At 70.6% G+C, this 20747-nt stretch carries 21 protein-coding genes and 1 pseudogene; 6 read left to right on the top strand and 16 right to left on the bottom strand.

The window, feature by feature from the left end; all coding sequences use genetic code 11:
- The first annotated feature begins 184 nt into the window (after window positions 1-184).
- Window positions 185-1663: an amidohydrolase family protein gene (locus tag FE374_RS07065; RefSeq protein WP_168205617.1), complete on the top strand. Its 1479-nt coding sequence runs from the start codon at window positions 185-187 to the stop codon at window positions 1661-1663.
- On the opposite strand, the gene FE374_RS20065 is transcribed toward FE374_RS07065, so the two are convergent.
- The 4 genes and pseudogenes from FE374_RS20065 to FE374_RS07050 all read right to left on the bottom strand — a co-directional run bounded on the left by FE374_RS20065 (window position 1581) and on the right by FE374_RS07050 (window position 6293).
- The gene (locus tag FE374_RS20065) at window positions 1581-1946 is read right to left on the bottom strand and encodes a hypothetical protein (protein ID WP_269142063.1); all 366 of its coding nucleotides are present in this window, start codon (window positions 1944-1946) and stop codon (window positions 1581-1583) included. The two genes, FE374_RS07065 and FE374_RS20065, sit on opposite strands and share 83 nt — an antisense overlap.
- Before the next feature lie 73 nt (window positions 1947-2019).
- Window positions 2020-2439 (bottom strand): annotated as a pseudogene (locus FE374_RS20060) (relaxase domain-containing protein); the annotation flags it as partial.
- Window positions 2440-3651: 1212 nt separating this feature from the next.
- On the bottom strand, window positions 3652-4305 hold the full coding sequence (locus FE374_RS07055) for a response regulator transcription factor (protein ID WP_139927858.1): 654 nt from the start codon (window positions 4303-4305) through the stop codon (window positions 3652-3654).
- Complete coding sequence (locus FE374_RS07050) at window positions 4302-6293, bottom strand: sensor histidine kinase (protein ID WP_139927857.1); 1992 nt, start codon at window positions 6291-6293, stop codon at window positions 4302-4304. The genes FE374_RS07055 and FE374_RS07050 overlap by 4 nt, the downstream gene beginning before the upstream one ends.
- Window positions 6294-6453: 160 nt before the next feature.
- Between FE374_RS07050 and FE374_RS07045 the strand changes: the two genes are divergently transcribed.
- The gene (locus tag FE374_RS07045) at window positions 6454-6867 is read left to right on the top strand and encodes a hypothetical protein (protein ID WP_139927856.1); all 414 of its coding nucleotides are present in this window, start codon (window positions 6454-6456) and stop codon (window positions 6865-6867) included.
- Between the two features lie 80 nt (window positions 6868-6947).
- Entirely contained in the window at window positions 6948-7178 is a 231-nt protein-coding gene (locus FE374_RS07040; protein ID WP_139927855.1) for a hypothetical protein, read from the top strand.
- A 979-nt stretch (window positions 7179-8157) separates the two neighbouring features.
- On the opposite strand, the gene FE374_RS07035 is transcribed toward FE374_RS07040, so the two are convergent.
- The 11 genes from FE374_RS07035 to FE374_RS06985 form a co-directional block, all read right to left on the bottom strand.
- Window positions 8158-8367, bottom strand: a complete 210-nt coding sequence (locus FE374_RS07035) for a helix-turn-helix domain-containing protein (protein ID WP_139927854.1) — start codon at window positions 8365-8367, stop codon at window positions 8158-8160.
- Window positions 8368-8466: 99 nt separating this feature from the next.
- Window positions 8467-8727, bottom strand: a complete 261-nt coding sequence (locus FE374_RS20055; RefSeq protein WP_168205616.1) for a tyrosine-type recombinase/integrase — start codon at window positions 8725-8727, stop codon at window positions 8467-8469.
- Window positions 8699-9727, bottom strand: coding sequence for a site-specific integrase (locus FE374_RS07025; protein WP_168205615.1), 1029 nt, complete (start codon window positions 9725-9727; stop codon window positions 8699-8701). Before FE374_RS07025 ends, FE374_RS20055 begins: the two co-directional genes overlap by 29 nt.
- Window positions 9728-9973: 246 nt before the next feature.
- Window positions 9974-10321, bottom strand: coding sequence for a metal-sulfur cluster assembly factor (locus tag FE374_RS07020; protein WP_139927851.1), 348 nt, complete (start codon window positions 10319-10321; stop codon window positions 9974-9976).
- Entirely contained in the window at window positions 10318-10827 is a 510-nt protein-coding gene (sufU, locus tag FE374_RS07015; RefSeq protein WP_139927850.1) for a Fe-S cluster assembly sulfur transfer protein SufU, read from the bottom strand. The genes FE374_RS07020 and sufU overlap by 4 nt, the downstream gene beginning before the upstream one ends.
- Window positions 10820-12163: a cysteine desulfurase gene (locus tag FE374_RS07010; RefSeq protein WP_139927849.1), complete on the bottom strand. Its 1344-nt coding sequence runs from the start codon at window positions 12161-12163 to the stop codon at window positions 10820-10822. Before FE374_RS07010 ends, sufU begins: the two co-directional genes overlap by 8 nt.
- 14 nt (window positions 12164-12177) lie before the next feature.
- On the bottom strand, window positions 12178-12936 hold the full coding sequence (sufC, locus tag FE374_RS07005; protein WP_139927848.1) for a Fe-S cluster assembly ATPase SufC: 759 nt from the start codon (window positions 12934-12936) through the stop codon (window positions 12178-12180).
- Between the two features lie 44 nt (window positions 12937-12980).
- Window positions 12981-13328, bottom strand: a complete 348-nt coding sequence (locus tag FE374_RS07000; RefSeq protein ID WP_168205780.1) for a non-heme iron oxygenase ferredoxin subunit — start codon at window positions 13326-13328, stop codon at window positions 12981-12983.
- Window positions 13325-14536: a Fe-S cluster assembly protein SufD gene (gene sufD / locus FE374_RS06995; RefSeq protein ID WP_139927846.1), complete on the bottom strand. Its 1212-nt coding sequence runs from the start codon at window positions 14534-14536 to the stop codon at window positions 13325-13327. Before sufD ends, FE374_RS07000 begins: the two co-directional genes overlap by 4 nt.
- Window positions 14536-15987, bottom strand: a complete 1452-nt coding sequence (gene sufB / locus FE374_RS06990; protein WP_139927845.1) for a Fe-S cluster assembly protein SufB — start codon at window positions 15985-15987, stop codon at window positions 14536-14538. The genes sufD and sufB overlap by 1 nt, the downstream gene beginning before the upstream one ends.
- A complete protein-coding gene (locus FE374_RS06985; protein WP_139927844.1) occupies window positions 15987-16760 on the bottom strand; it encodes a helix-turn-helix transcriptional regulator in 774 nt (257 codons plus the stop codon). Before FE374_RS06985 ends, sufB begins: the two co-directional genes overlap by 1 nt.
- A gap of 614 nt (window positions 16761-17374) precedes the next feature.
- Here FE374_RS06985 and FE374_RS06980 point away from each other — a divergent pair.
- From FE374_RS06980 to FE374_RS06970, 3 genes are all read left to right on the top strand, one after another.
- A complete protein-coding gene (locus FE374_RS06980) occupies window positions 17375-18379 on the top strand; it encodes an ABC transporter ATP-binding protein (protein WP_168205779.1) in 1005 nt (334 codons plus the stop codon).
- Window positions 18376-19224: an ABC transporter permease gene (locus tag FE374_RS06975; protein ID WP_139927843.1), complete on the top strand. Its 849-nt coding sequence runs from the start codon at window positions 18376-18378 to the stop codon at window positions 19222-19224. The genes FE374_RS06980 and FE374_RS06975 overlap by 4 nt, the downstream gene beginning before the upstream one ends.
- Window positions 19225-19317: 93 nt before the next feature.
- Window positions 19318-20361, top strand: coding sequence for a COX15/CtaA family protein (locus FE374_RS06970; protein WP_230978499.1), 1044 nt, complete (start codon window positions 19318-19320; stop codon window positions 20359-20361).
- 39 nt (window positions 20362-20400) lie between these two features.
- Here the strand turns inward: FE374_RS06970 and FE374_RS06965 are convergent, their stop codons facing one another.
- Window positions 20401-20739 (bottom strand): NifB/NifX family molybdenum-iron cluster-binding protein, encoded by a 339-nt coding sequence (locus FE374_RS06965; protein WP_139927842.1) that lies wholly within the window; start codon window positions 20737-20739, stop codon window positions 20401-20403.
- Window positions 20740-20747: the final 8 nt, after the last annotated feature.

The raw sequence follows: 20747 nt of genomic DNA, 5'->3' as shown, positions 1-20747 counted from the left end.
TCCCCTCACCCTCGTAAGCGAACCGAAGAGGTCACCACCGCCGAGATCCCCGCCGCTGTGAGCGCCTAAGCAACCCGAACGGATCACGCCGTCCGATACGGCACTCCCGCGGGTTTGACCTCGCTAGATTGTCCGTCACAGCTGGCACATGGAGCCGGCACTTTTGCTTGCAGGAGGCCCGCTCATGACCCCAGACCGCGATCGCTCCACCGCCGGCCCGCGCATCGTCGGCGCGAGTTGGGTGCTGACCGCGACCGACGACCGGCTGGAACTCGTCCGCGACCACGAGGTGGTCATCGATCGGGGTGTCATTGCGGATGTGCGGCCCGCTACCGATCCGCGCGGCAGCGACGACCGGATCTGGCTTGAAGGGCACCTGCTCTTGCCAGGTTTCATCTCGGGACATAGCCACATCGGCGCGCTGAGCTCCACACGCGGCTACGTCGAGAGCAATCCCCGCACCCGCCGCGGCCGCAACTTCCTGCATACGATGGAGCTCCTCGAAGAGCTTACCGACGATGAGCGGGACGCCCTGACAGCGGCGAACGTGCTAGGGATGTTGCGCGGCGGATGCACCACACATGTCGAAATGTCGCTCAGCCTCAAGCAGATGCAGTCCTACGTACGGGTTGCTCGGCGGTACGGCGTACGCGGCTATCCCTCGGCGATGGTCCCTGGCATGCATCGGATCATGGAACTCTGGGGCGCTGATCAACACGTGCTGCGCGCTGCCGCGGCCGAAACCGAGACGGAGATTGCGCTCGCCGTGGACTTCGCGGCGTCCATCGAGGACGATCTCCTTCGGCCGATGATGGCAGTTGGAACCAGTGCCGCGCACACGCCCGAAACGATCCGACAGGTGCGAGAAGCGGCGGAGCGGTTCCACGGTGTGCAGATTCACCTGCAGGCCGGCTTCACTGGTGGCCCGACGGGGACGGATGAGCAGTTTCGCCGGGTATGGGGCAATGATGAGGTCCCGTGGCTTGCGGCGCTTGGCTTGTTTGACCCGGGAACGCCCGTCTTCGGCGCTCATTGCCTTGGACTCGAGCTCGAACGTGACCTGGACCTGCTTCCCCGCGACAACTTCACCTATGTCAACTCGCCTTCCGCTACCGGCGGTGGGGTCTCGCCGGGGATCGCCCCCTGGCCTGAGATGCTCGCGGCGGGCGTCAACACCTCGATCGGGATCGACGCGCACTCGGCGGACTATCTGGAGAACATCAAGCTGGCGGTGATGTACGGCCGGGCGCGCACGGATTTCCTCGTCGACCGTTCGGCGGTGGCGATGGACCGACCATCGATCTGGACGGCGCTGCATGCCGCCACGATCGGCGCTGCGGCGGGTCTGGAGCGGCGGGATCTGGGCCGCCTCGTCCCAGGTGCACGCGCCGACCTGTGCTCGATCGACGTCGTGGGGGCGCCGCACGGCGTCGGTGTGGTGCCGCCGGAGCCACTGAACCTCCTGCTTTACGCCAATGGACTGTCGGTGCGCAACGTACTCACCGAGGGTGTGTGGCAGCTGCGTGACGGCGAGTTTGTCTTCGACGACGTCGCCGAGGTTATCAATACCGCCGGTCGGATTAACGCGCGGATCTGGGAACGTCTGGAGGCAGAGGACTTCTTCGTCGAGGTGCCCCGCGAGGACCGCTTGGAGCCGCGCTGATCTCAGCCGTGCTCCAGCCGCAATACTCGGCTTTGAAGTATAGGAGAGGAGTCCCTGTGTGCCACTTTGGCGGCTCTTCGCAGTTGAGGGTGTAGTGAGGGGCGGTGCGTCGGTCGCCCGATAGGGGTCGAGGTCTTCCGAGGATGGAGGTTCTCACGCCACCCATCCGGAAGACCCCGACGGCCGCCACCCCGAGAACCTCGACCTGCGCGACGCCCCCGGAGCCGACCCGGGTGGCGGCAACCTCCCGCTCGAAGAACTCCAACACCTGCGCGACAGCCATATGGTGGGCCCTCGACGATCAGCTCCTGGGTGTGGGCATCGGCCACGCCCCACAGCACCGAGACGGACTTCGGCACCGAGAACGTCAGGTCGAACCCGGCAACCGAGGTGCGCGGTCCCCGCGTGGTCTCATCGGCCTCGATCCGGGCGACCTCGGCGTCGTACTCCGCGACGGGCAGGCTCCGGTCGATCCCTGCGACGCGGGCAGCGATGCGCTCCGCCACGGTCGCGTACCGCTGGTAGGGGCGTCCAAGGCCGGCACCGGTCATCGGGTCGCACCCGCAGCCCAGGAGCGCCTGCAGCTGCTCCGGGGTGACGGTCATGCCTGCCTGCAGCTCGCCCTTGCCGAACTGGGTGACGCCCGCGCCCATCCAGGTTCCCGACGGTGTGCCGGCCGCGGCGTAGTACCGGGACAGTGCAGAGGTATGCGACGCCAGGCCGTCGCCGGTTACGACCGAGCGCAGCAAGAACGCATAGCCGTCCCCGGCCGACATCACCCTCATCGAGACCGTCACATCACACCTCCACGATGAAGGTGTGTTCGCTCAACCGGCCTCAGTGCCAGACGTGTGACCAGCCTCGAGACGACACCACGGACCGCGGCGGCGAAAGGCAACGACGGCGGCAGCGGCCGCCGGGACGCCGCCGAGCGACGGCGACAGCGACCGCCGCACCGAACGACGACGAGCCGGAGCCCGGGCGAACGTCGCCTGTGACGGAACGCGGCGCCATGACCGACCAGGTCGCGGGTGCACCCGACATTGCCAACCGCCGAGCGCGCGACCATCACCTCCCCCGCATGTGGCTCGGCATCAAAGCGCGCATCACGATCCCGCACACACGTGCCGCGTGCCGCGTGCCGCGTGCCGCGTGCCGCGTGCCGACAGAATCGTGGCCCGCCAACGCGGACAGGAGTTGCCCGTGTACCCGCCGACGACGTCCTCGTCGACCTCGAACGCTCGCGTGAACGTAGGAGGAGCCGCAATGCGCACGGTCTGGAGGACGCGCGCACAAGTCCGTCCGAAGTTCGCGCAGACTCTCGACCGAGTCGATCCTGGCCAACTTCTCGACCATCACCAACGCACCGTGGCCGAGGCCGCCAACAAAGATCACTTGCCGCCGCCGCATACACGCTTCCCGACGAGGGGACGCTCTGACCTGCATTGTTGCCGTGCCTCTCCTCGGGGGGCTGGGAGGACGCGGTCAGAGGGGACGGAAAGGGGTACGCGCCGCCGCCATCGTTGGGGCACGGACAGCTCGACCGCTTCGGCGGGCGCAGCGCCGGCGGCGATGGTGCGCTCCGCCAGCGTGTCGTCACCGCCAGCCGCCTCGGTGAGGTTGCGATCCTGCGTTTCCCTCCGTGCCGAGACGCAAGCCGCTGTCCCCGCGAGGCGGCGCCCCTCGGCTGCTGGCCGAGGACCGCAACGCGGCCGGAGGCCTCGCGCTTCGGAGACGAATCAGCGGAGGACTGAACGGTGGGCGTGACTCACGCCCACCGCAGAGACCCCGCCCTCGCCAGCCCGGCGAGCGTCTGACCGACGGTCCGCCCGACGTTGCCTTGCGCGGCGCCCCCAGTACACCTGATGGACAAAGGCGTCGATCCGATTGTAGACGGACATGGCCCGCAACGACGTCCCACCCACGAGCGCTCACCTGGTCCCCCTGAGCGACGCCGCAGCATGTCAACCGCCGCTCGGATCGCTGACCTACGCCAGGTCTGTTCTACCGAGACCGGCGTCCCGTGCCCGTGCCACCGCAGACGCGCGGTCCGTCACGTGCAGCTTGGCGAAGACGTTGGAGACGTGGTTACGCACCGTCTTGCCGGACACGACGAGCCTGCTCGCGATCTCCGTGTTCGTCAGACCTCGGGCCACCAGGGTGAGCACCTCCCTTTCGCGTTCCGTCAGCTCGGGAAAGGGGGCCAGCGACTCGCGGGCTGCACCTCCGGTGCGGAACCAGGCGAGCACCCGCGCGGCGACGCCTGCACTGAAGACGACCTCCCCGCTGGCGACGGCGCGCAGGGCCCGCTCGATCTCGCCGCGGTCGGCGCCCTTGAGCACGTAACCGCGGGCCCCCGCTCGCATCGCGGCGAACACGGACTCGTCGCCCTCGAGCATCGTCAGCACCAGCACGCCGGTCGACGGAGCGACTTCCAGGACCTGCCGCGTGGCGTCGATGCCGTTCAGACGCGGCATGTGCAGGTCCATGACGACCACGTCGGGCTGCAGGCGCTGCACTAGCGGCACCGCAGCCTCGCCGTCATCCGCCTCTCCCACCACCTCGACGGCGTCCATGCGGCCGATCACCGCGCTCAGACCCTCCCGGTAGACGGGGTGGTCATCCACCACGACCACCCTCACGGTGTCACCGCCGGGAGGACCGCGCGGACGCTGGTTCCGCGGCCGTCCCTGCCCGGGCCGAGCAGCAGCCGACCACCAACCTCGGTGGCCCGCCCCGTCATCGACTGCAGCCCGACGCCACCCGGTCGGCTCACCTCGATGCCCCGGCCGTCGTCCACCACGTCGACGCTCACCTCATCCCCGTACCGCTCCAGCCAGACGACGATCTCCCCTGCATCGGCGTGCCGGCTCGCGTTCGCCAGCGCCTCGGCGACGATCCGATAGGTCGCCACCTCGGTCGCTGCCGGCAGATCCGACAGGTCGCCGTCGACCTGCACGCGCACCAAGAGGCTCGGCCCGGCGAAACCAGCGGCCAGCTCCCGCACGGACCCGGCCAGTCCCAGGTCGTCGAGCGCGGGCGGCCGCAGACCGAGGACGACGGTCCGGACGTCGTCCACCGTCCCCTTCAGCCGGGGCAGGGTCCGGTCGAGCAGCTCGACGGCCTCCTTCGGTTCGTCCACAACCAGGTCACGCGCCAGCTCGATGGTCAGCGCCAGAGCGGCGAGGGAGGGTCCGACCCCGTCATGCAGCTCCCGGTGCAGGCGTCGCCGCTCCTCCTCTCGCGCGTTGACGAGCTCCTCGCCGGACCGGCGCAACGCGTTGACCAAGAGGACGTTGTGGGCCGCTACGGCGACCTGACTCGCCAATCGTGCCAGGCGGTCTCGATCCCTGCGCGACAGGCCCGCACGCCGGCCACCGACGACGAGGAAGCCGACATCGGCACCGTCGTGGACCAGCGGCACACGCACGTGCTCTCCCCCGACCTCGCCACTGGAGATCACCGACCCATCGGCGAGCTCCACCGCCGCGTAGCCCAGGTGCATCGTGCTGGCCGTCGAGGCGAGCAGCCTCGGCAGCAGGTGCTCCCCGACCGTCGAGGCGTCATGAGCAGCAGCCGCCCGGGACCCCATCTCCGCCAGGGCCGTCAGAGGGTCCGACATGCTGCCGTGCACGACGCGGTTGACCACCCTGCGCAGGCGGCGGTGCAACGGTTCCACCAGGACGGCGACCAGCGCGGTCGCGAGCACCGGCGCCCCCGTAGTGGCGCCCAGCAACCCCCCGAGCAGCCCGACGACCGTGACGTAGACCGTGGCGACGGCTGCGGCCAGCGCCAGGTACAGGAGCGACCTGCTGATGGCCACGTCCACGTCCCACAGCCCGTAGCGCAGCACCGCGACCACGATGCCGGCGGGGACCGGCAGCACCGCGGCCGCCGTCACGAGCGGGCCCAGAGCGAACCCCGCCGCGAACAGCACCACCGCCCAGACCAGCCCGAGAAGGATCCACTTGAGCTGCTGTCTCGTCGCCCCCTGCGACGCCCTCCACCGGACCACCAGGCCCCCCGCGGCCGCGAGCGGGCCGGCCAGCACAACCAGCGCGAACATCGTCTGGGCCGCTGGCGTCGCCACAACGTCAGCACCGACCGGGTTGACCGCACCCGCGTCGGCGATAACGGGAGACCAGGCCTCGTACGGCATCAACGCCCACTGGACGCTCGCCGCGACCACGGAGAGCGAGCCGAGGACGAGAACAGGCCACCACGTTCGGTTCGGCAGGCGGCCCTCGGGCAGCAACGGGGGCAGCAGTGCCGCGACCGCGACAACCGCTGCCGACCACGCCCAGTTGCCGACCCACAGGAGGAAGTCGGAGCCGGGTACGCCCGGGTGGTCAAGGCCGTAGACGCCGTACTCGAGCGACAGCATGGACAAGGAGGCCGTCACGCCGATGGAGAGCATGAGCCAGCCGATGACGAGCTGCGAGCGGCGTCTCGCCAACCACCCTCCCGTGGTGGCGAACGCCACGGTCATCGACACCGCCATGAGCCACCAGTCGGTGACCCCGGCACCGGTGGGTGTCCCGCGCTGCATCAGGTGGAGGGCCGATCCCGCACCGAGGAACAGGGCAGCCGACGCGATAGCGGCCGGCACCGCCGCGCCGCGAGGTGTCATGAGCCCATGGTCGCCGTTTCGGACCGCTCTGTCATGGGACTCGGCGTCCCGATCTGCCGGGACGAGGAGACCTGGCGCGATACGGGTCCGCCGCCCCTCGCGGGCGGGACATCGTCGCGCGGATGCTGACGGCAAGATCCCCCGAGAACGAGGAGACAGCATGTCCAGCACCCGCACGACCGCGGTCAAGACCACCGTTTCCGACCGCCGCAGCCGTCCGGCCACCGTCTGGGTCGCCACGGTCCTCACGTACGCGCTCGCCGCCGTGACATCCTACGGCGCCACCTACTTCACCCTCTTCTGGGAGGGCGCGCCGCAGCGCTCGGTGTGGACGGTGCTCTTCGTCGTCGCCTTCATCGCCGTGGCGGTCACGGGCGTTGCCGCGGCCATCAACATGTTCAAGGGAAGCAACACAGCCCGCAAGGTGCTGATCGCCTACGCATTGTTCGGCATCTGCTTCACGGTCGCCAAGCTGATCTGGTGGCAGGAGACGGAGGCCATCGCCTTTGGCGCGGCCGATGTGGCGCTCATCGCGCTCGCGATGTCCCGTTCGGTCCGCTCCTACACGGCCTGAGTCGTGGGGACGACCTCGGCCGAGTGGCTCCACCGGTGTTCGGGCGTCAAGCAGCCGCCGGCGGTGGTCCCAGGATCCTGATGTGGTGGAGAGCGGCGGCTCCCCGCGCCCGGCGCGAGGAGCTGCGCGAGCAGAGGAAGGCCGAGCAGGAACTCGTGCGCGAACGCGAAAAGCTCAAAAGCCAGCACCATCTCGCCACACTGGCCGCGCCGGAGGCCCGTGGCGACCTCGAAGGTGCGGAGAAGGTGCGAGCCCCGCTCGCCGACACTCAGCAGGCCATCGAGACCGTCGACTATGTCAACGGCACGTGAAAAATGACCCCTGGCGGCCGTCGCCAGGGGGTCCACTTTCAGCCGTCGTTGACAGGCAACGACAGAGACGACAGAGCGATCGACGACGATCCGGCGGCCGGAGCTACCTCACCCTGCTGGGGGACGCGGCACCACGACCGCCCAACTCGATGATGCAACCGACATCGCCAACCGCCGAGCGCACGATCACATGCCCCGCCTCCGCAAATGTCGCGGCATCGACGCACCCAGCGGGATGCCGCACATGCCGCCTGTCGACAAAATCGAGGCCCGCCGGCCCCGCCAAGGAACACCGGATCGGCCGTGGGTCTGGCGACGACCTCCTCGTCGACCTCGACCCGTTTCAGTTCTTGCGTGCACGTGGGAGGGGCCGCAGTTCGCACGCGTGGCATCCGCACACGTCCGTCCGGTACTGGCGCAGTCCTCGAGGGTGCCGCTCCTGGCCGACTTCTTGATCGTCGCCAATGGCACCGTGGGCGGAGGTTCCAACACAGATCCTCGCCGCCGAGCCAAGGCGCTTCACGACGAGGGGGACGCCGTGTGACCAGCACTGCTGCCGTGCCTTCGACGGGGGGACGCTGGGAGGACCCGGTCAGGGGGACGGAAAGGGGTACGCGCCGCCGCCATGGTGGGGGCATGGACTGCTCGACCGTTTCCGCAGGTAGGGCGCTGGCGACGATGATGAGTTCGGCCGACGCGTCGTCACCGGCTGCTGCTTCGGTGAGGTTGCGTTGCTGCACTTCCGTCCGTGCCGGGACGCAGCGTCGTCGCCGTGGGAGGGGGCGACGCTCTCCCGAGAACTGAAGGAACTGCTGGCCGAGAACCGTGACGCTGACGCCGCCAGGAGGGTGCCTCGCGCTTCGAAGGCGACATCAATGGAGGACTGAACGGTGGGCGTGACTCACGCCCACCGCACAGACCGCGCCCCCAAGCCGGGGCCGGCCCATGTCCCGTCGGTCCGATGCGCTCGGCGTCACGCTTACCGCGCCGCCGGGATCGTGATGACGAGTGCCCGCCGGAACTCGTCGAGATCGACCCGGATCACGCGACCAATCTTGTATCCGGTGACGGTGCCGTCGGCGATGCGTCGCCGGATCGTCTTCGTGCAGACGCTGAACTCTGCTGCGGCATCGGCGAGAGCGACCAGCTTGCCGCTCGGCACCCGCGTGGCCGGCCGATTCGTGTTCATCTGAGGGCCTCCTGGTGGACGTGGACGGCGCACTCCGCCGTCATCCATGAGGTGTGTGCCGGGCCCCTCCGGCCCCTCGCGGTCCGGTGGCGTCCACCATCAATGCGACTGCCCGGCACCTTCGCCGCCGGTCGTGCGACGAGCACGTCGTTGGGTGAGCTCGTCGGTGAAGGCAGCCCCCACCTTCTCCGCGATGGCGTGCCGGCGCTCTTCGTCGCCGATGTGCTGGTAGCGCAGCGCGATGGTGGGGTTCTTGTGGCCCGCGATCGCCATCAGCTCGGCCAACGTCGCACCCGAACGCGCGGCCCACGTCAGCGCCGTGTGCCGCAGGTCATGGATGTGCAGGTCGTCCAGTCCCACCTGCTTGCGCCACGGCCTGCCAGTTCGACTCGACGACGGAAGCGTGCAGCACCGCGCCCTTCCGCCCGACGAAGACGAAGCCGTCGTCACCGGGCTGTGCGTGCTTGTCGAGGTGAGCCTTCAAGATCGGCACGACCAACGACGGGATCGCGACGTCACGCTTGGATGCCTTCGTCTTCGGTTCTCCGATCTCGTTGTACCTCCCGCTGACCTTGTTGTTGGCAGCAGTACCGCGAACATGCACGACGGCCCGCGCCGGGTCCTCCAGGTCCAGGTGCTGGCGCTGCAGCGCCCGCAGCTCGCCGTGTCGCAGCCCGGTCGTCGCGGCCAGCGGCACGAGCGCCGCCAGATAGTCGGGCATCAGTTCGTGCAGCGTCCACATCTGCTCTGGCGTCAGCACCACAGGCTCGTGGACGGCGTCATACCGCAACGCCCCCTTGACGCGGGCCGGCGACGTTTCGAGAAGTTCGTGGTCGACCGCGTCGTTCAGTACTGAGGACAGCACCTGATAGGCGGAGAACGCCGCGCCACGGCCGTCGCCTCTGCGATGCGCGGCCCGGGCCTCGGCAGCGAGCTGCGCCCGCATCTTCGTGTACCAGTTGGTGACGTCCAGCCGCGACAGCTCCCTCAGCGGGATGTCGCCGAGCTCGGGCAGGATGCGCTTACGCAGCGTTCCCTCGTACCGATAGCGGGTGGACGCGCGCAGCGGCCTGCCGGCGATCGATCGTTCCGCCCACTCGGCGAACGTGATCCCGCGCTGCGCATCCAATCGAGCACGGCGCGCCCGCTCGCGCGGTGGGGTCCACAGGTCGCGGTCGATCAGGAGCCGCTCGGCGTTGAGCCAGGCCTCGGCGGCCATCTTGTCGCCAAAGTTGCGCGAGTGCCGCTTCAGATCGGGCCCGGTGTAGCGGGCGCGCCAGCCGATGACCGCGCCAGCCGGCTGGCTCTTGCGCCGCTCGAGCTCACCGAAGGTCCGCCTTGGTCCGGTGTTGCCTGTCATGGGTGTGCCTCCACCCATCAGGTGTCCCGCCGGGACCTCCTCTGGTGGGGGAATCGCACACGCGCCAACGCCGGCAATCCGGGCTCCGACCTGCACAAAGGGACCGATCTCCGTGGGGGACCAGTGGGGGAATGAGGTGCCCTGAGAGGGCCTTTCAGTCCACCTGAGTCCCCAACGGAAACGGCGTCGTCGCAGGTCAGGCAGCATTCCCGCTGATCTGACGATCAGCGGAACGCCGCCCAAGAGCTAGACGTTGAACCCCAGCGCCCGCAGCTGCTCGCGGCCGATCGGGGTGATCTTGTCGGGGCCCCACGGCGGCATCCACACCCAGTTGATGCGGATGCTGTTGACCAGGCCCTCGGTGGCGATGTGGGCCTGGTCCTCGATGACGTCGGTCAGCGGGCACGCCGCCGAGGTCAGGGTCATGTCGATGACCGCCTCGTTGTTCTGGTCCACGGTGATGCCGTAAACCAGGCCGAGGTCGACGACGTTGATACCGAGCTCGGGGTCGATGACGTCCCGCATGGCCTCCTCGACGTCGGCCGCCGTGGTCGGCGACGGGTTGGTCACCGTGGGCTGGGTGGTCTCGCTCATGCGTTCTCCTTGGGGTCGGACCCGGGGGTGTCGGTGGTGTGCGGCTCGGCGGTGAGGGCGTGCGCGAGGGCGTCGCGCAGCGCCATCCAGCCGAGCAGCGCGCACTTGATGCGTGCGGGGAACTTCGCCACGCCGACGAAGGCGGCGGCGTCCTCGAGCTGCTCCTCCTTGGCGGGTTCGAGCGCCTTCCCGCGGCCGTGCATCAGCTCACGGAAGGTCTCGTTGAGGCGGTCCGCCGTGGCGATGTCCTGCCCGGTGACGAGGTCGTTGAGGATCGACAGCGAGGCCTGCGAGATGGAGCAGCCCTGCCCGACCCAGCCGACGGCGGCGATGGTGGGCCCGCCGACCGAGTGGTCCAGCCGGACCCGCAGGGTCACCTGGTCCCCGCAGGTCGGGTTCACCTGGAAGGACTCGCCGTCGAACGGCTCGATCTCCCCGGCGCCGTGCCGCTCGCGGGAGTGGTCGAGGATCACCTGCTGGTACAACTGCTGCATCGCGTCAGCCATGATCCACCCCGAAGAAGCGCCGGACGCCGCCGAGCTTGTCGACGAACAGCTCGATCTCCTCGGCGGTGGTGTACACGCCGGCCGAGGCGCGTGCCGAGGCGTGCGCGCCGAGGCGGCGGTGGACGGGCTGGGCGCAGTGGTGACCCACCCGCACCGCGATCCCGTCGTTGTCGAGGACCTGGCCGACGTCGTGCGGGTGCACCCCGTCGACGACGAAGGAGACGACGGCGAGCCGGTCAGCCGGGTCGGTGGGACCGAGCACTCGCACGCCGGGGACCGAGGAGATCCCCTCGAGCAGCAGCGCGGTGAGGTCGGTCTCGTGGGCGGCGACGGCGTCCATGCCCAGCTCGGCGAGGTAGTCGACGGCGGCGCGTAAGCCCACCGTCTGGGCCACCATCTGGGTGCCCGCCTCGAACCGGGTAGGCGCCTCGGCGTAGGTGGTGGACTCCATGGTCACCACCTGCACCATGGACCCGCCGGTAAGGAACGGCGGCATGGCGGCGAGCAGCTCACGCTTGCCGTACAGCACACCGATACCGGTGGGGCCGAGCATCTTGTGCCCGGAGAACGCGGCGAAGTCGACGTCCAGCGCGTGCAGGTCCACCGGCAGGTGCGGCACCGACTGGCAGGCGTCGAGCACCACCAGGGCGCCGACCTTGCGGGCCAGGGCGACGACGTCGGAGACCGGGCTGACCGCGCCGGTGACGTTGGAGGCGTGGGTGAGGGACACGACCTTCGTGCGCTCGGTGATGACGCCGTACGACGCCGGGTCCAGCCGGCCGTCGTCGCCCACCGTGATCCAGCGCAGGGTTGCGCCGGTGCGGGCGCACAGCTCCTGCCAGGGCACGAGGTTGGCGTGGTGCTCGGCCTCGGTGACCACGATCTCGTCGCCGGCCCCGAGCCCGAAGAGCTCACGGGCCCGGTCCCCGCCGCGCCCGAGAGACGCGTTGGACATCGCGTAGGTGACGAGATTGAGGCCCTCGGTCGCGTTCTTCGTCCAGACGATCTCGTCCTCGGCGGCACCGACGAACGCGGCCACCGCCGCGCGGGCGGCCTCGTAGACCTCGGTGGCCTCCTCCGCGAGGGCGTGTGCGCCGCGGTGGACGGCGGCGTTGGTGCGCTCGTAGAAGTCCTGCTCGGCGTCGATGACGCACTGCGGCTTCTGGGAGGTGGCGGCAGAGTCGAGGTAGACCAGCGGCCGGCCGTCGCGCACGGTGCGTGCGAGCAGCGGGAAGTCCCCGCGGACGGCCGCCAGCTCCGCGGCGCTCAGGGAGCGCGCGGAGCCGGCGGCCGGTGCCGGGAGCGGGCCGGTCGTCGACGTTCCGGCGGCTGTCATGTGCGTGGTGCTCCTCAGACCGTGGTGGTCAGGTACTTGTCGTAGCCCTCGGCCTCGAGCCGGTCGGCCAGCTCGGGGCCACCCTGCTCGGCGACCCTGCCCTCGACAAAGACGTGCACGCGGTCGGGCTTGATGTAGTTCAGGATCCGCGTGTAGTGCGTGATGAGCATGACGCCCAGGCCGGTGTTCTCGTGGACGCGGTTGACACCCTCGGAGACCACGCGCAGCGCGTCGACGTCGAGGCCGGAGTCGGTCTCGTCCAAGACGGCGAACTTCGGCTCGATCAGCTCCATCTGGAGGATCTCGTGGCGCTTCTTCTCACCGCCGGAGAAGCCGTGGTTGACGTCGCGCTGGGCGAACTCGGGGTCCATGCGCAGCTTGGCCATGGCGTCCTTGACGTCGCCGACCCACTTGCGCAGCGCGGGGGCCTCGCCGGTGATGGCGGTCTTGGCGGTGCGCAGGAAGTTCGAGACGGTGACGCCGGGGACCTCGACGGGGTACTGCATGGCGAGGAACAGGCCGGCGCGGGCGCGCTCGTCGACGCTCATCTCCAGCACGTTCTCGCCGTCGAGGAGCACCTCGCCCTCGGTGACCGTGTACTTGGGGTGGCCGGCGATGGAGTACGCCAGGGTCGACTTGCCGGAGCCGTTGGGGCCCATGATGGCGTGGATCTCGCCGGAGTTGATGGTGAGGTCGACGCCGCGCAGGATCGCCTTAGGGCCGTCGTTGGTCTCGACGCTGACGTGCAGGTTCTTGATCTCAAGAGTGGACATCGTGATGGTTTCTTCTCTTCCTGGGGTCTGGGCGGCGGGGGGCGTCAGCTGACGACGTCGGCGGTGGTGTCGACGTCGACCAGGACGCGCTCCCCGTCCACGGTCACGGGGTAGACGGGAACGGGCTGGGTGGCGGGCAGGCTGAGCGGCTTGCCGGTGCGCAGGTCGAAGGTGGACCCGTGCAGCCAGCACTCGATGGTGCGGCCCTCGACCTCGCCGTCCGACAAGCTCACCTGCCCGTGCGAGCAGATGTCGGAGATGGCGTGGAACTCCCCGTCCTCGTCGCGTACGAGCGCGACCGGGAGGGGTGCGCCGTCCGCCGTCTCGAGCTCGAGGCGCATGGCCTCCCCGGGCTCGAGGTCGGCGGTGTCGCAGGCGTGCTGTCTCATCAGGACGCGGCCCCCATGGTGCGGGACAGCTCCTCCTCGATGGCGGCCATGAGGCGGTCCTGCACCAGCGGCACGCCGATCTGGTTGATCAGCTCCGCGAAGAAGCCGCGCACCACGAGGCGGCGGGCCTCGGTCTCGGGGATGCCGCGCGAGCGCAGGTAGAACAGCTGCTCGTCGTCGAACCGGCCGGTGGCGCTGGCGTGGCCGGCGCCTTCGATCTCGCCGGTCTCGATCTCCAGGTTCGGCACCGAGTCCGCGCGGGCGCCCTCGGTCAGGACCAGGTTGCGGTTGAGCTCGTAGGTGTCGGTGCCCTCGGCCTCCTTGCGGATGAGGACGTCGCCAACCCACACCGAGTGCGCGCCGTCGCCCTGCAGGGCGCCCTTGTAGGTGGCCCGGGACTTCGCCTTGGGCACGGCGTGATCGACGAACAGGCGGTGCTCGAAGTGCTGGCCCGCGTCGACGTAGTACACGCCGAGGAGCTCGACGTCCGCGCCGGGTCCGGTGAAGGCCACGTCCGGGGTGACCCGCACGACGTCGCCGTTGAGGGTGACGACGATGTGCTTGAGGTGCCCGTCCTTGGCGATGCGGGCGCGGTGGTTGGCCACGTGCACGCCGCCCTCGGCCCAGTCCTGGACCGAGACCAGGGTGAGGCGAGCGCCGTCGCGCACGTCGATCTCGACCGTCTGGGCGAGCTCGGCGGTGCCGCGGTGGTCCAGGACCACGAGGGACTCGGAGAGCTCCTCGGCGACCACGAGCACGTGCTGCGCGGCCGGGGCCAAGGCGGTCACGTCGTCGCCGTTGACGGCGAGCATGGTGTGCCGCTCGGCGACGTGGTTCTTCGGGACGGTGACCACGAAGGCCTCGCCGAAGGAGTGCCACGCGGCGGCCGAGATGCGGTCGCCCGGTGCGCCGACCTGACCCAGACGGGCGTCGTCGCGGCCCACGCGCTCCACGCGCACGGCGTCGTCGGTCTCGACCGTCACCACGGGCCCGGTGCCGGTGAGGTCACCGGCGAAGAGCCGCTGGAGGCGGTCCACCGGGGAGAAGCGCCAGTCCTCCTCCCGGCCCGTGGGGACCGGGAAGTCGGCCAGGTCGAACGACGAGCGGCGGTCGGCGCGGGAGGACTCCGGCACCGTGCCGCCGCCGTGGGTGTGGGCGGCGTCCGCGGCGGCGCGGGTGTGGTCGGTGGACATGTTGGTCGTGGCGGTCATCAGCCGACGGCCCCTTCCATCTGCAGCTCGATCAGTCGGTTGAGCTCGAGGGCGTACTCCATCGGCAGCTCACGCGCGATGGGCTCGACGAAGCCCCGGACGATCATCGCCATGGCCTCGGTCTCGGTCATGCCCCGGGACATGAGGTAGAAGAGCTGGTCCTCGCTCACCTTCGACACGGTGGCCTCGTGCGCCATCTCGACGTCGTCCACGCGCACGTCCACGTAGGGGTAGGTGTCCGACCGGGAGATCTGGTCCACCAGCAGCGCGTCGCACAGCACGATGGACTTGGAGTGCACGGCACCCTCGAGCACCTGCACCAGGCCGCGGTAGGAGGCGCGCCCGCCGGAGCGGGCCACGGACTTGGACACGATCGAGGAGGAGGTGTGCGGCGCCAGGTGCACCATCTTGGAGCCGGTGTCCTGGTGCTGCCCCTCGCCGGCGAAGGCGATGGACAAGGTCTCGCCCTTGGCGTGCTCGCCCATGAGGTACACGGCCGGGTACTTCATGGTGACCTTGGAGCCGATGTTGCCGTCGATCCACTCCATGGTGCCGCCGGCGTCGACCGTGGCGCGCTTGGTCACCAGGTTGTACACGTTGTTCGACCAGTTCTGGATCGTCGTGTACCGGACGCGGGCGTCCTTCTTGACGATGATCTCCACGACGGCGGAGTGCAGCGAGTCGGACTGGTAGATCGGGGCGGTGCAGCCCTCGACGTAGTGCACGTAGGAGCCCTCGTCGGCGATGATCAGCGTCCGCTCGAACTGGCCCATGTTCTCGGTGTTGATCCGGAAGTAGGCCTGCAGCGGGATCTCCACGTGCACGCCCTTGGGCACGTACACGAAGGAGCCGCCGGACCACACCGCGGTGTTGAGGGAGGCGAACTTGTTGTCCCCGGCGGGGATCACGGAGCCGAAGTACTCCTCGAAGATCTCGGGGTGCTCCTTCAGGCCCGTGTCGGTGTCGAGGAAGATGACGCCCTGCTTCTCGAGGTCCTCACGGATCTGGTGGTAGACGACCTCGGACTCGTACTGGGCGGCGACGCCCGAGACGAGACGCTGCTTCTCGGCCTCCGGGATGCCCAGGCGGTCGTAGGTGTTCTTGATGTCGTCCGGCAGGTCTTCCCAGCTGGTGACCTGCTTCTCGGTCGACCGCACGAAGTACTTGATGTTGTCGAAGTCGATGCCCGAGAGGTCGGCGCCCCAGTTCGGCATGGGCTTCTTGTCGAACAGCTTCAGCGACTTGAGGCGACGCTTGAGCATCCACTCCGGCTCGCTCTTCAGGGCGGAGATGTTGCGCACGACGTCCTCGCTCAGACCACGCCGGGCGTTCGCGCCGGCGTCGTCGGCGTCGTGCCAACCGAACTTGTAGTTGCCGATCGAGGCGATCGTCTCGTCCTGGGTCATCGGCGCGTCGGGCGCCTTGACCTGCTCCTGGGTGGGACTTGTCATCAGTTTCCTTCCGTGACGTCGCCGGGCGACGTGGTGGTCTGGGAACGGGCGAGGCCGGGCTCCCGCCTGGTCAGCGGTGTCGGGACCGCGGAGAGCGGGATATGGGTGGTGCAGACGTGGCCGCCGGTGGCGAGGGTCGCCAGGCGCTGCACGTGCACGCCCAGCAGCCGGGAGAACGCCTGGGTCTCGGCCTCGCACAGCTGCGGGTAGTGCTCGGCGACCTCCTGCACCGGGCAGTGGCCCTGGCACAGCTGCAGCGCGAAGCCCTTCGGCCCGACGGCGCGGGTGGTGGCCGCGTAGCCGTCCGCGGTCAGGGCGACGGCGAGGGCGTGCGCACGGGCGGCGGGCACCGGGCCGGCCTGCGCCAGCAACGGGGCGTAGCGGCGCTCGAGCTCCCCGACCCGGGACTCGGCGAAAGCGTCGAGCGCCCCCTCCCCGGCGACCTGCTCCAGGAAGCCCAGGGCGTGGGTGGCGAGGTCGGAGTAGGCGTCGGTGAACGTGGCACGACCGGCGTCGGTGGCGACGTAGTGGCGGGCGGGCCGGCCGCGGCGGCGGACCTCCGGCCCGGCGAGCTCGTGCACGACGATCTGGCCCTGCGTCTGCAGGTGGGAGATGTGCCGGCGGACCGCTGCGGGGGTCAGCTGAAGGACGCGCGCGAGGATCGCGGCGGTCACAGGCCCCTTCTCGACGACGAGCTCGAGCACCCGCTCGCGGGTCCCGGCCTCGTCGGGGACGGGGCTGCGGTGCGGGGACGCCGTCGACGGCTGTGTCATGGGCGTGGTCTCCCCTCGGCTGGTCGTCGTGCGTGCTGCGGGCGCTCCCCGCGCGGGACACCGGGAAGCTCCCGGTCATTAGGAAACATTGTCGTGCCCAAAATTGATCCCCGCAAGGAAGGTCAGCCTCACCGGCGGTGTGAGACCCCGCACCCCACGGCATGGCGGACGTCACCCCTCGACCTGGCCGTCTCGCGGATCAGCCTGCCCGGATCGGCGATCAGCCTGCCCGGATCGGCGATCAGCCTGCCCGGCCTGTCTCGCGGATCAGCCTGCCAGCGCGGGCAGGGGGGCGCCGTCAGCGCCGAGGGTGAGACCCCTCACGCCGAGCGTGATGGCCCGCACAACGGCAGGCCGGCGCGACCGGCACACGCGGCTTCGGCACGGGTCCCACGCGGCGAGACCTGCAGTTTCCGACCGACACCTGCCGTTCCACCAGCAGGTTTCGGCGCAACAGGCAGGTCTCGGCGCGGTGGAAAGCTCGCCGTGTCGTGTACCGGAAAGAGCAGGAGAGCGGGACCGGATCAGTCAGTGAGGGGATTGGCGCACGCTGTGACGCCGGGACGTGCGGCCGTGCGCCGTCGTCGGCCACCTACGCTGGGCGGGTGCATGCCCTGACCCGATCCGACATCTCAGCGGGCTCCCCCGCCCGCGCCGACGTGCCGGCGCTCGCCGTGCGCGGCCTGCGCAAGTCCTACGGCGGCAGGGAGGTGGTTCGCGGCCTCTCCTTCACCGCCGCGCGCGGCCGCCTGACGGCGGTGCTCGGCCCCAACGGCGCCGGCAAGACCACCACCGTCGAGTGCTGCGAGGGCCTGCGTCGCCCCGATGCCGGCACGATCGAGGTGCTCGGGGTGGACCGCCGGAGCCCCGGCGCGGACGCCGCACTGCGTGAGCAGGTCGGGGTGATGCTGCAGGACGGCGGGCTGCCGATGGCCCCGCGCGCCGGCGCCGTCCTCTCCCACCTCGCCCGGCTGCACGCCCAGCCGCTCGACCCGACGGCGCTGCTCGGCCGGCTCGGCCTCGCCGACGCCACCCGGACCGCGGTGCGACGACTCTCCGGCGGCCAGCGTCAGCGGCTCGCCCTGGCGGGGGCCATCGTCGGCCGGCCGCAGCTCGTGTTCCTCGACGAGCCCTCCGCCGGCCTCGACCCCCAGGCGCGGCTGGCGGTGTGGGACCTGCTCCGCGAATTGCGGGCCGGTGGCACGTCGCTGGTGCTGACCACCCACCTGATGCACGAGGCGGAGGAGCTGGCAGACCACGTCGTGATCATCGACGCCGGCCAGGTCATCGCTCAGGGCACGCCGGCGGAGCTGACCGGGGGGTCACGGGTGCGGATCGACCCGCTGGGCACGTTGCCGCCGGAGCCGCTGGCCGAGGCGCTGCGCGCGCGGCTGGCGGGCGAGGGCCGGCACGACCTGGCGGTCCGGGAGGTCCATGGTCTCGTCGAGGTCGCCGCCGCCGACGGCGAGGTGGACGCCGGCACGCTGGCTGCGGTGTCCACCGCGGTGACCGAGGCCGGGGCGCCCGGCGCCCGGGTGACCGTGCACCGCCGCACCCTGGAGGACACGTTCCTCGACCTGACCGGTCGAGAGCTGCGCGGGATGGAGGACGTGGCATGACCGGCACGAGGACCGTCGGCGAGCCCGGCGCACCCGGCGCACCTGGCGAGCCCGGTGCACCCGGTGCACCCGGTGCACCTGCCGCCACCGGCACCGCCGGCCTGCGCACCCACGCGCGGCGCGTCCTCGCGCAGACCCGCTTCGAGACCGCGGCCGTGCTGCGCAACGGGGAGCAGCTCCTGCTCACCTTCGTCCTGCCGGTCATCGCGCTGGTGCTGCTCGTGCGCACCGACGTGGTCGATCTCCCCGGCGAGACCCGCACCCCGGCCGCGCTCGCCGGGGCGCTCGCGCTGGCCGTGGCGTCCACCGGGTTCACCTCCCAGGCGATCGCCGTCGCGTTCGACCGCAGGTGGGGCGTGCTGCGGTTGCTCGCCACCACCCCGCTCGGCCCGCGCGGGCTCATGGCGGGCAAGCTCGGCGCCGTCGCCTGCGTGCTCGCGGTGCAGACAGTCGTGCTGCTCCTGGTGGCAGTGCTGCTCGGGTGGCGCGGCGAGGGCGCCGGGCCGCTCGCCGTCCTCGGCGGCGCGCTGCTGATCCTGCTCGGGGCGGCCGCGTTCGTGTCGCTGGCGCTGCTCGTCGGCGGCACCCTGCGGCCCGAAGCCGTGCTCGCCGTCGCGAACCTGCTCTGGGTGCTCATGGCCGGCGGCGGGGGGCTGCTGGTCCCGCTCGCGGTGCTGCCGGACCCGGTGGCGGCGGTGGTCGCGCTCCTGCCGCCGGGTGCGCTCGGTGAGGGTCTACGGACGCTGGCCACCACCGGCGCGCTCGACCTCAGTGCCGTCGCGGTGCTGGCCGTGTGGACCGCCGTCGGCACCTGGCTGGCCACACGATGGTTCCGCTGGGACTGAGCGACCGCAGCGCCTCCTGGTCTGGCTGACGAACCGGTCGTGCCGGGTGGTGCCGCGCCCCGACGTGTCGGTGCGCGCACGTACCCTGGTGCCGTGAGCACCACGATCGATCCGAGCCGGTCCGACGACGGCGCCCGCGGCTCCGCGGCGACCACAAGCACGCCCCACGCGGCCACGAGCACGGGCGCGGCGGCCGGTTCCGGCACCGGCGCCGGGCCCGCCGCCCCCACGCGTCCCGCGCGGGTGGACCGGCTCACCTGGGGGCTGGCCGTGGCGAACCTGGTCGCGCAGATCGGCATCATCGTCACCGGCGGCGCAGTGCGCCTGACCGGCTCGGGCCTCGGCTGCTCCTCCTGGCCGATGTGCGAGCCGGGCTCGTTCACCCCGGTCTTCCACGAGGAGACCTCGATCCACCAGTACATCGAGTTCGGCAACCGCACGCTGACCGGGGTGCTCACGGTCATCGCCATAGCGCTGCTGTGGGCCGTGTACCGACGCGAGCCCGTCGCCTCCCGCCCCGCCTCGCTCAAGCGGCTGGCCTGGTTGCCGCTGGCGGGCATCGCCCTGCAGGCCGTCATCGGCGGCATCACGGTGTGGGTGGACCTGCACCCCGCGATCGTCGGCTCGCACATGCTGATCTCGCTGGCGCTGGTGGCCGTGTCCGCCTACCTGCTGGTGCGGCTGCGCGAGGGCGACGGCGCGCTGGTGCGGCTCGCCCCACCGGGGCTGCGGCCGCTGCCCTGGGTGCTTGCGGGGCTCACCGTGGTGCTGCTGACGCTCGGGACAGTGGTCACGGGGACGGGCCCGCACTCCGGCGACGCGGACGAGCCGTTCCGCTACGCACTCGACCCGATCGCCGTCACGCGCATGCACTCGGTCTCGGTGTGGCTGTTCGTGCTCGTCTCGATCGCCGGCGCCGTGCTGCTCCAGCGCCGCCGCGACGACCTGCGCCTGGACCGCGCCCGCCAGGTGTGGCCGTGGCTGCTGGCGGTGGTGGTCGTCGAGGGTGTCATCGGGTACACCCAACACTTCCTCGGCCTGCCGGAGGTGCTGGTGGGCCTGCACATGCTCGGTGCCGGCCTGGTGACGGTCGCCGTGACATACGCCTGCAGCTCGTTCTACACGCGCCGCGACTAAGCCGGCTGCTGAACGCGAACCCCCCGCCACGACCAAGGGTCAGGCAGGCACCGCGCGGACCGCGGCGAGCACCGCCTCGTGTGCGTCGTCCTGCGTCGCCTGCAGCACCCGGATGTCCATGCTCGCGAGCATGCGGACCATGCCCGCACCCATGTGGTCGACCACCACGGCCCCCACCTGGTGGTCGAGGAGGAAACGCGCGACCCGGGCGTGGTGCGAGCCCTCGGTGCCCTCGTCGTGCGAGACGTCCCAGCGGACCTCGTGCTCCTGCCAGTCCGTGATGGCGCCGTCGCTCACGGTGGCGACGGCGACGCGGGGCGCCTTGCCCCAGCTGTGCCCGGTGCGGCCCTCGGCGGTAACGGGGACGACGGCGATCATCGGTTCTC

The organism is Georgenia yuyongxinii (assembly GCF_006352065.1).
Taxonomy (GTDB): domain Bacteria; phylum Actinomycetota; class Actinomycetes; order Actinomycetales; family Actinomycetaceae; genus Georgenia; species Georgenia yuyongxinii.
This window is presented reverse-complemented; position numbering and strand designations above follow the sequence as displayed.

Bases quoted from the DNA above. Each gene is read 5' to 3' on its own strand.
- FE374_RS07035 (WP_139927854.1), bottom strand. From the start codon at position 8,367: ATGAACACGAATCGGCCGGCCACGCGGGTGCCGAGCGGCAAGCTGGTC.
- sufD (WP_139927846.1), bottom strand. From the start codon at position 14,536: ATGACCGCCACGACCAACATGTCCACCGACCACACCCGCGCCGCCGCG.
- FE374_RS07050 (WP_139927857.1), bottom strand. From the start codon at position 6,293: ATGACACCTCGCGGCGCGGCGGTGCCGGCCGCTATCGCGTCGGCTGCC.
- FE374_RS06965 (WP_139927842.1), bottom strand. From the start codon at position 20,739: ATGATCGCCGTCGTCCCCGTTACCGCCGAGGGCCGCACCGGGCACAGC.
- FE374_RS20065 (WP_269142063.1), bottom strand. From the start codon at position 1,946: ATGGCTGTCGCGCAGGTGTTGGAGTTCTTCGAGCGGGAGGTTGCCGCC.
- sufB (WP_139927845.1), bottom strand. From the start codon at position 15,987: ATGACAAGTCCCACCCAGGAGCAGGTCAAGGCGCCCGACGCGCCGATG.
- sufU (WP_139927850.1), bottom strand. From the start codon at position 10,827: ATGGCTGACGCGATGCAGCAGTTGTACCAGCAGGTGATCCTCGACCAC.
- FE374_RS06975 (WP_139927843.1), top strand. From the start codon at position 18,376: ATGACCGGCACGAGGACCGTCGGCGAGCCCGGCGCACCCGGCGCACCT.
- FE374_RS07025 (WP_168205615.1), bottom strand. From the start codon at position 9,727: ATGACAGGCAACACCGGACCAAGGCGGACCTTCGGTGAGCTCGAGCGG.
- FE374_RS07040 (WP_139927855.1), top strand. From the start codon at position 6,948: ATGTGGTGGAGAGCGGCGGCTCCCCGCGCCCGGCGCGAGGAGCTGCGC.
- FE374_RS07020 (WP_139927851.1), bottom strand. From the start codon at position 10,321: ATGAGCGAGACCACCCAGCCCACGGTGACCAACCCGTCGCCGACCACG.
- FE374_RS07065 (WP_168205617.1), top strand. From the start codon at position 185: ATGACCCCAGACCGCGATCGCTCCACCGCCGGCCCGCGCATCGTCGGC.
- FE374_RS07045 (WP_139927856.1), top strand. From the start codon at position 6,454: ATGTCCAGCACCCGCACGACCGCGGTCAAGACCACCGTTTCCGACCGC.
- FE374_RS07010 (WP_139927849.1), bottom strand. From the start codon at position 12,163: ATGACAGCCGCCGGAACGTCGACGACCGGCCCGCTCCCGGCACCGGCC.
- sufC (WP_139927848.1), bottom strand. From the start codon at position 12,936: ATGTCCACTCTTGAGATCAAGAACCTGCACGTCAGCGTCGAGACCAAC.
- FE374_RS06985 (WP_139927844.1), bottom strand. From the start codon at position 16,760: ATGACACAGCCGTCGACGGCGTCCCCGCACCGCAGCCCCGTCCCCGAC.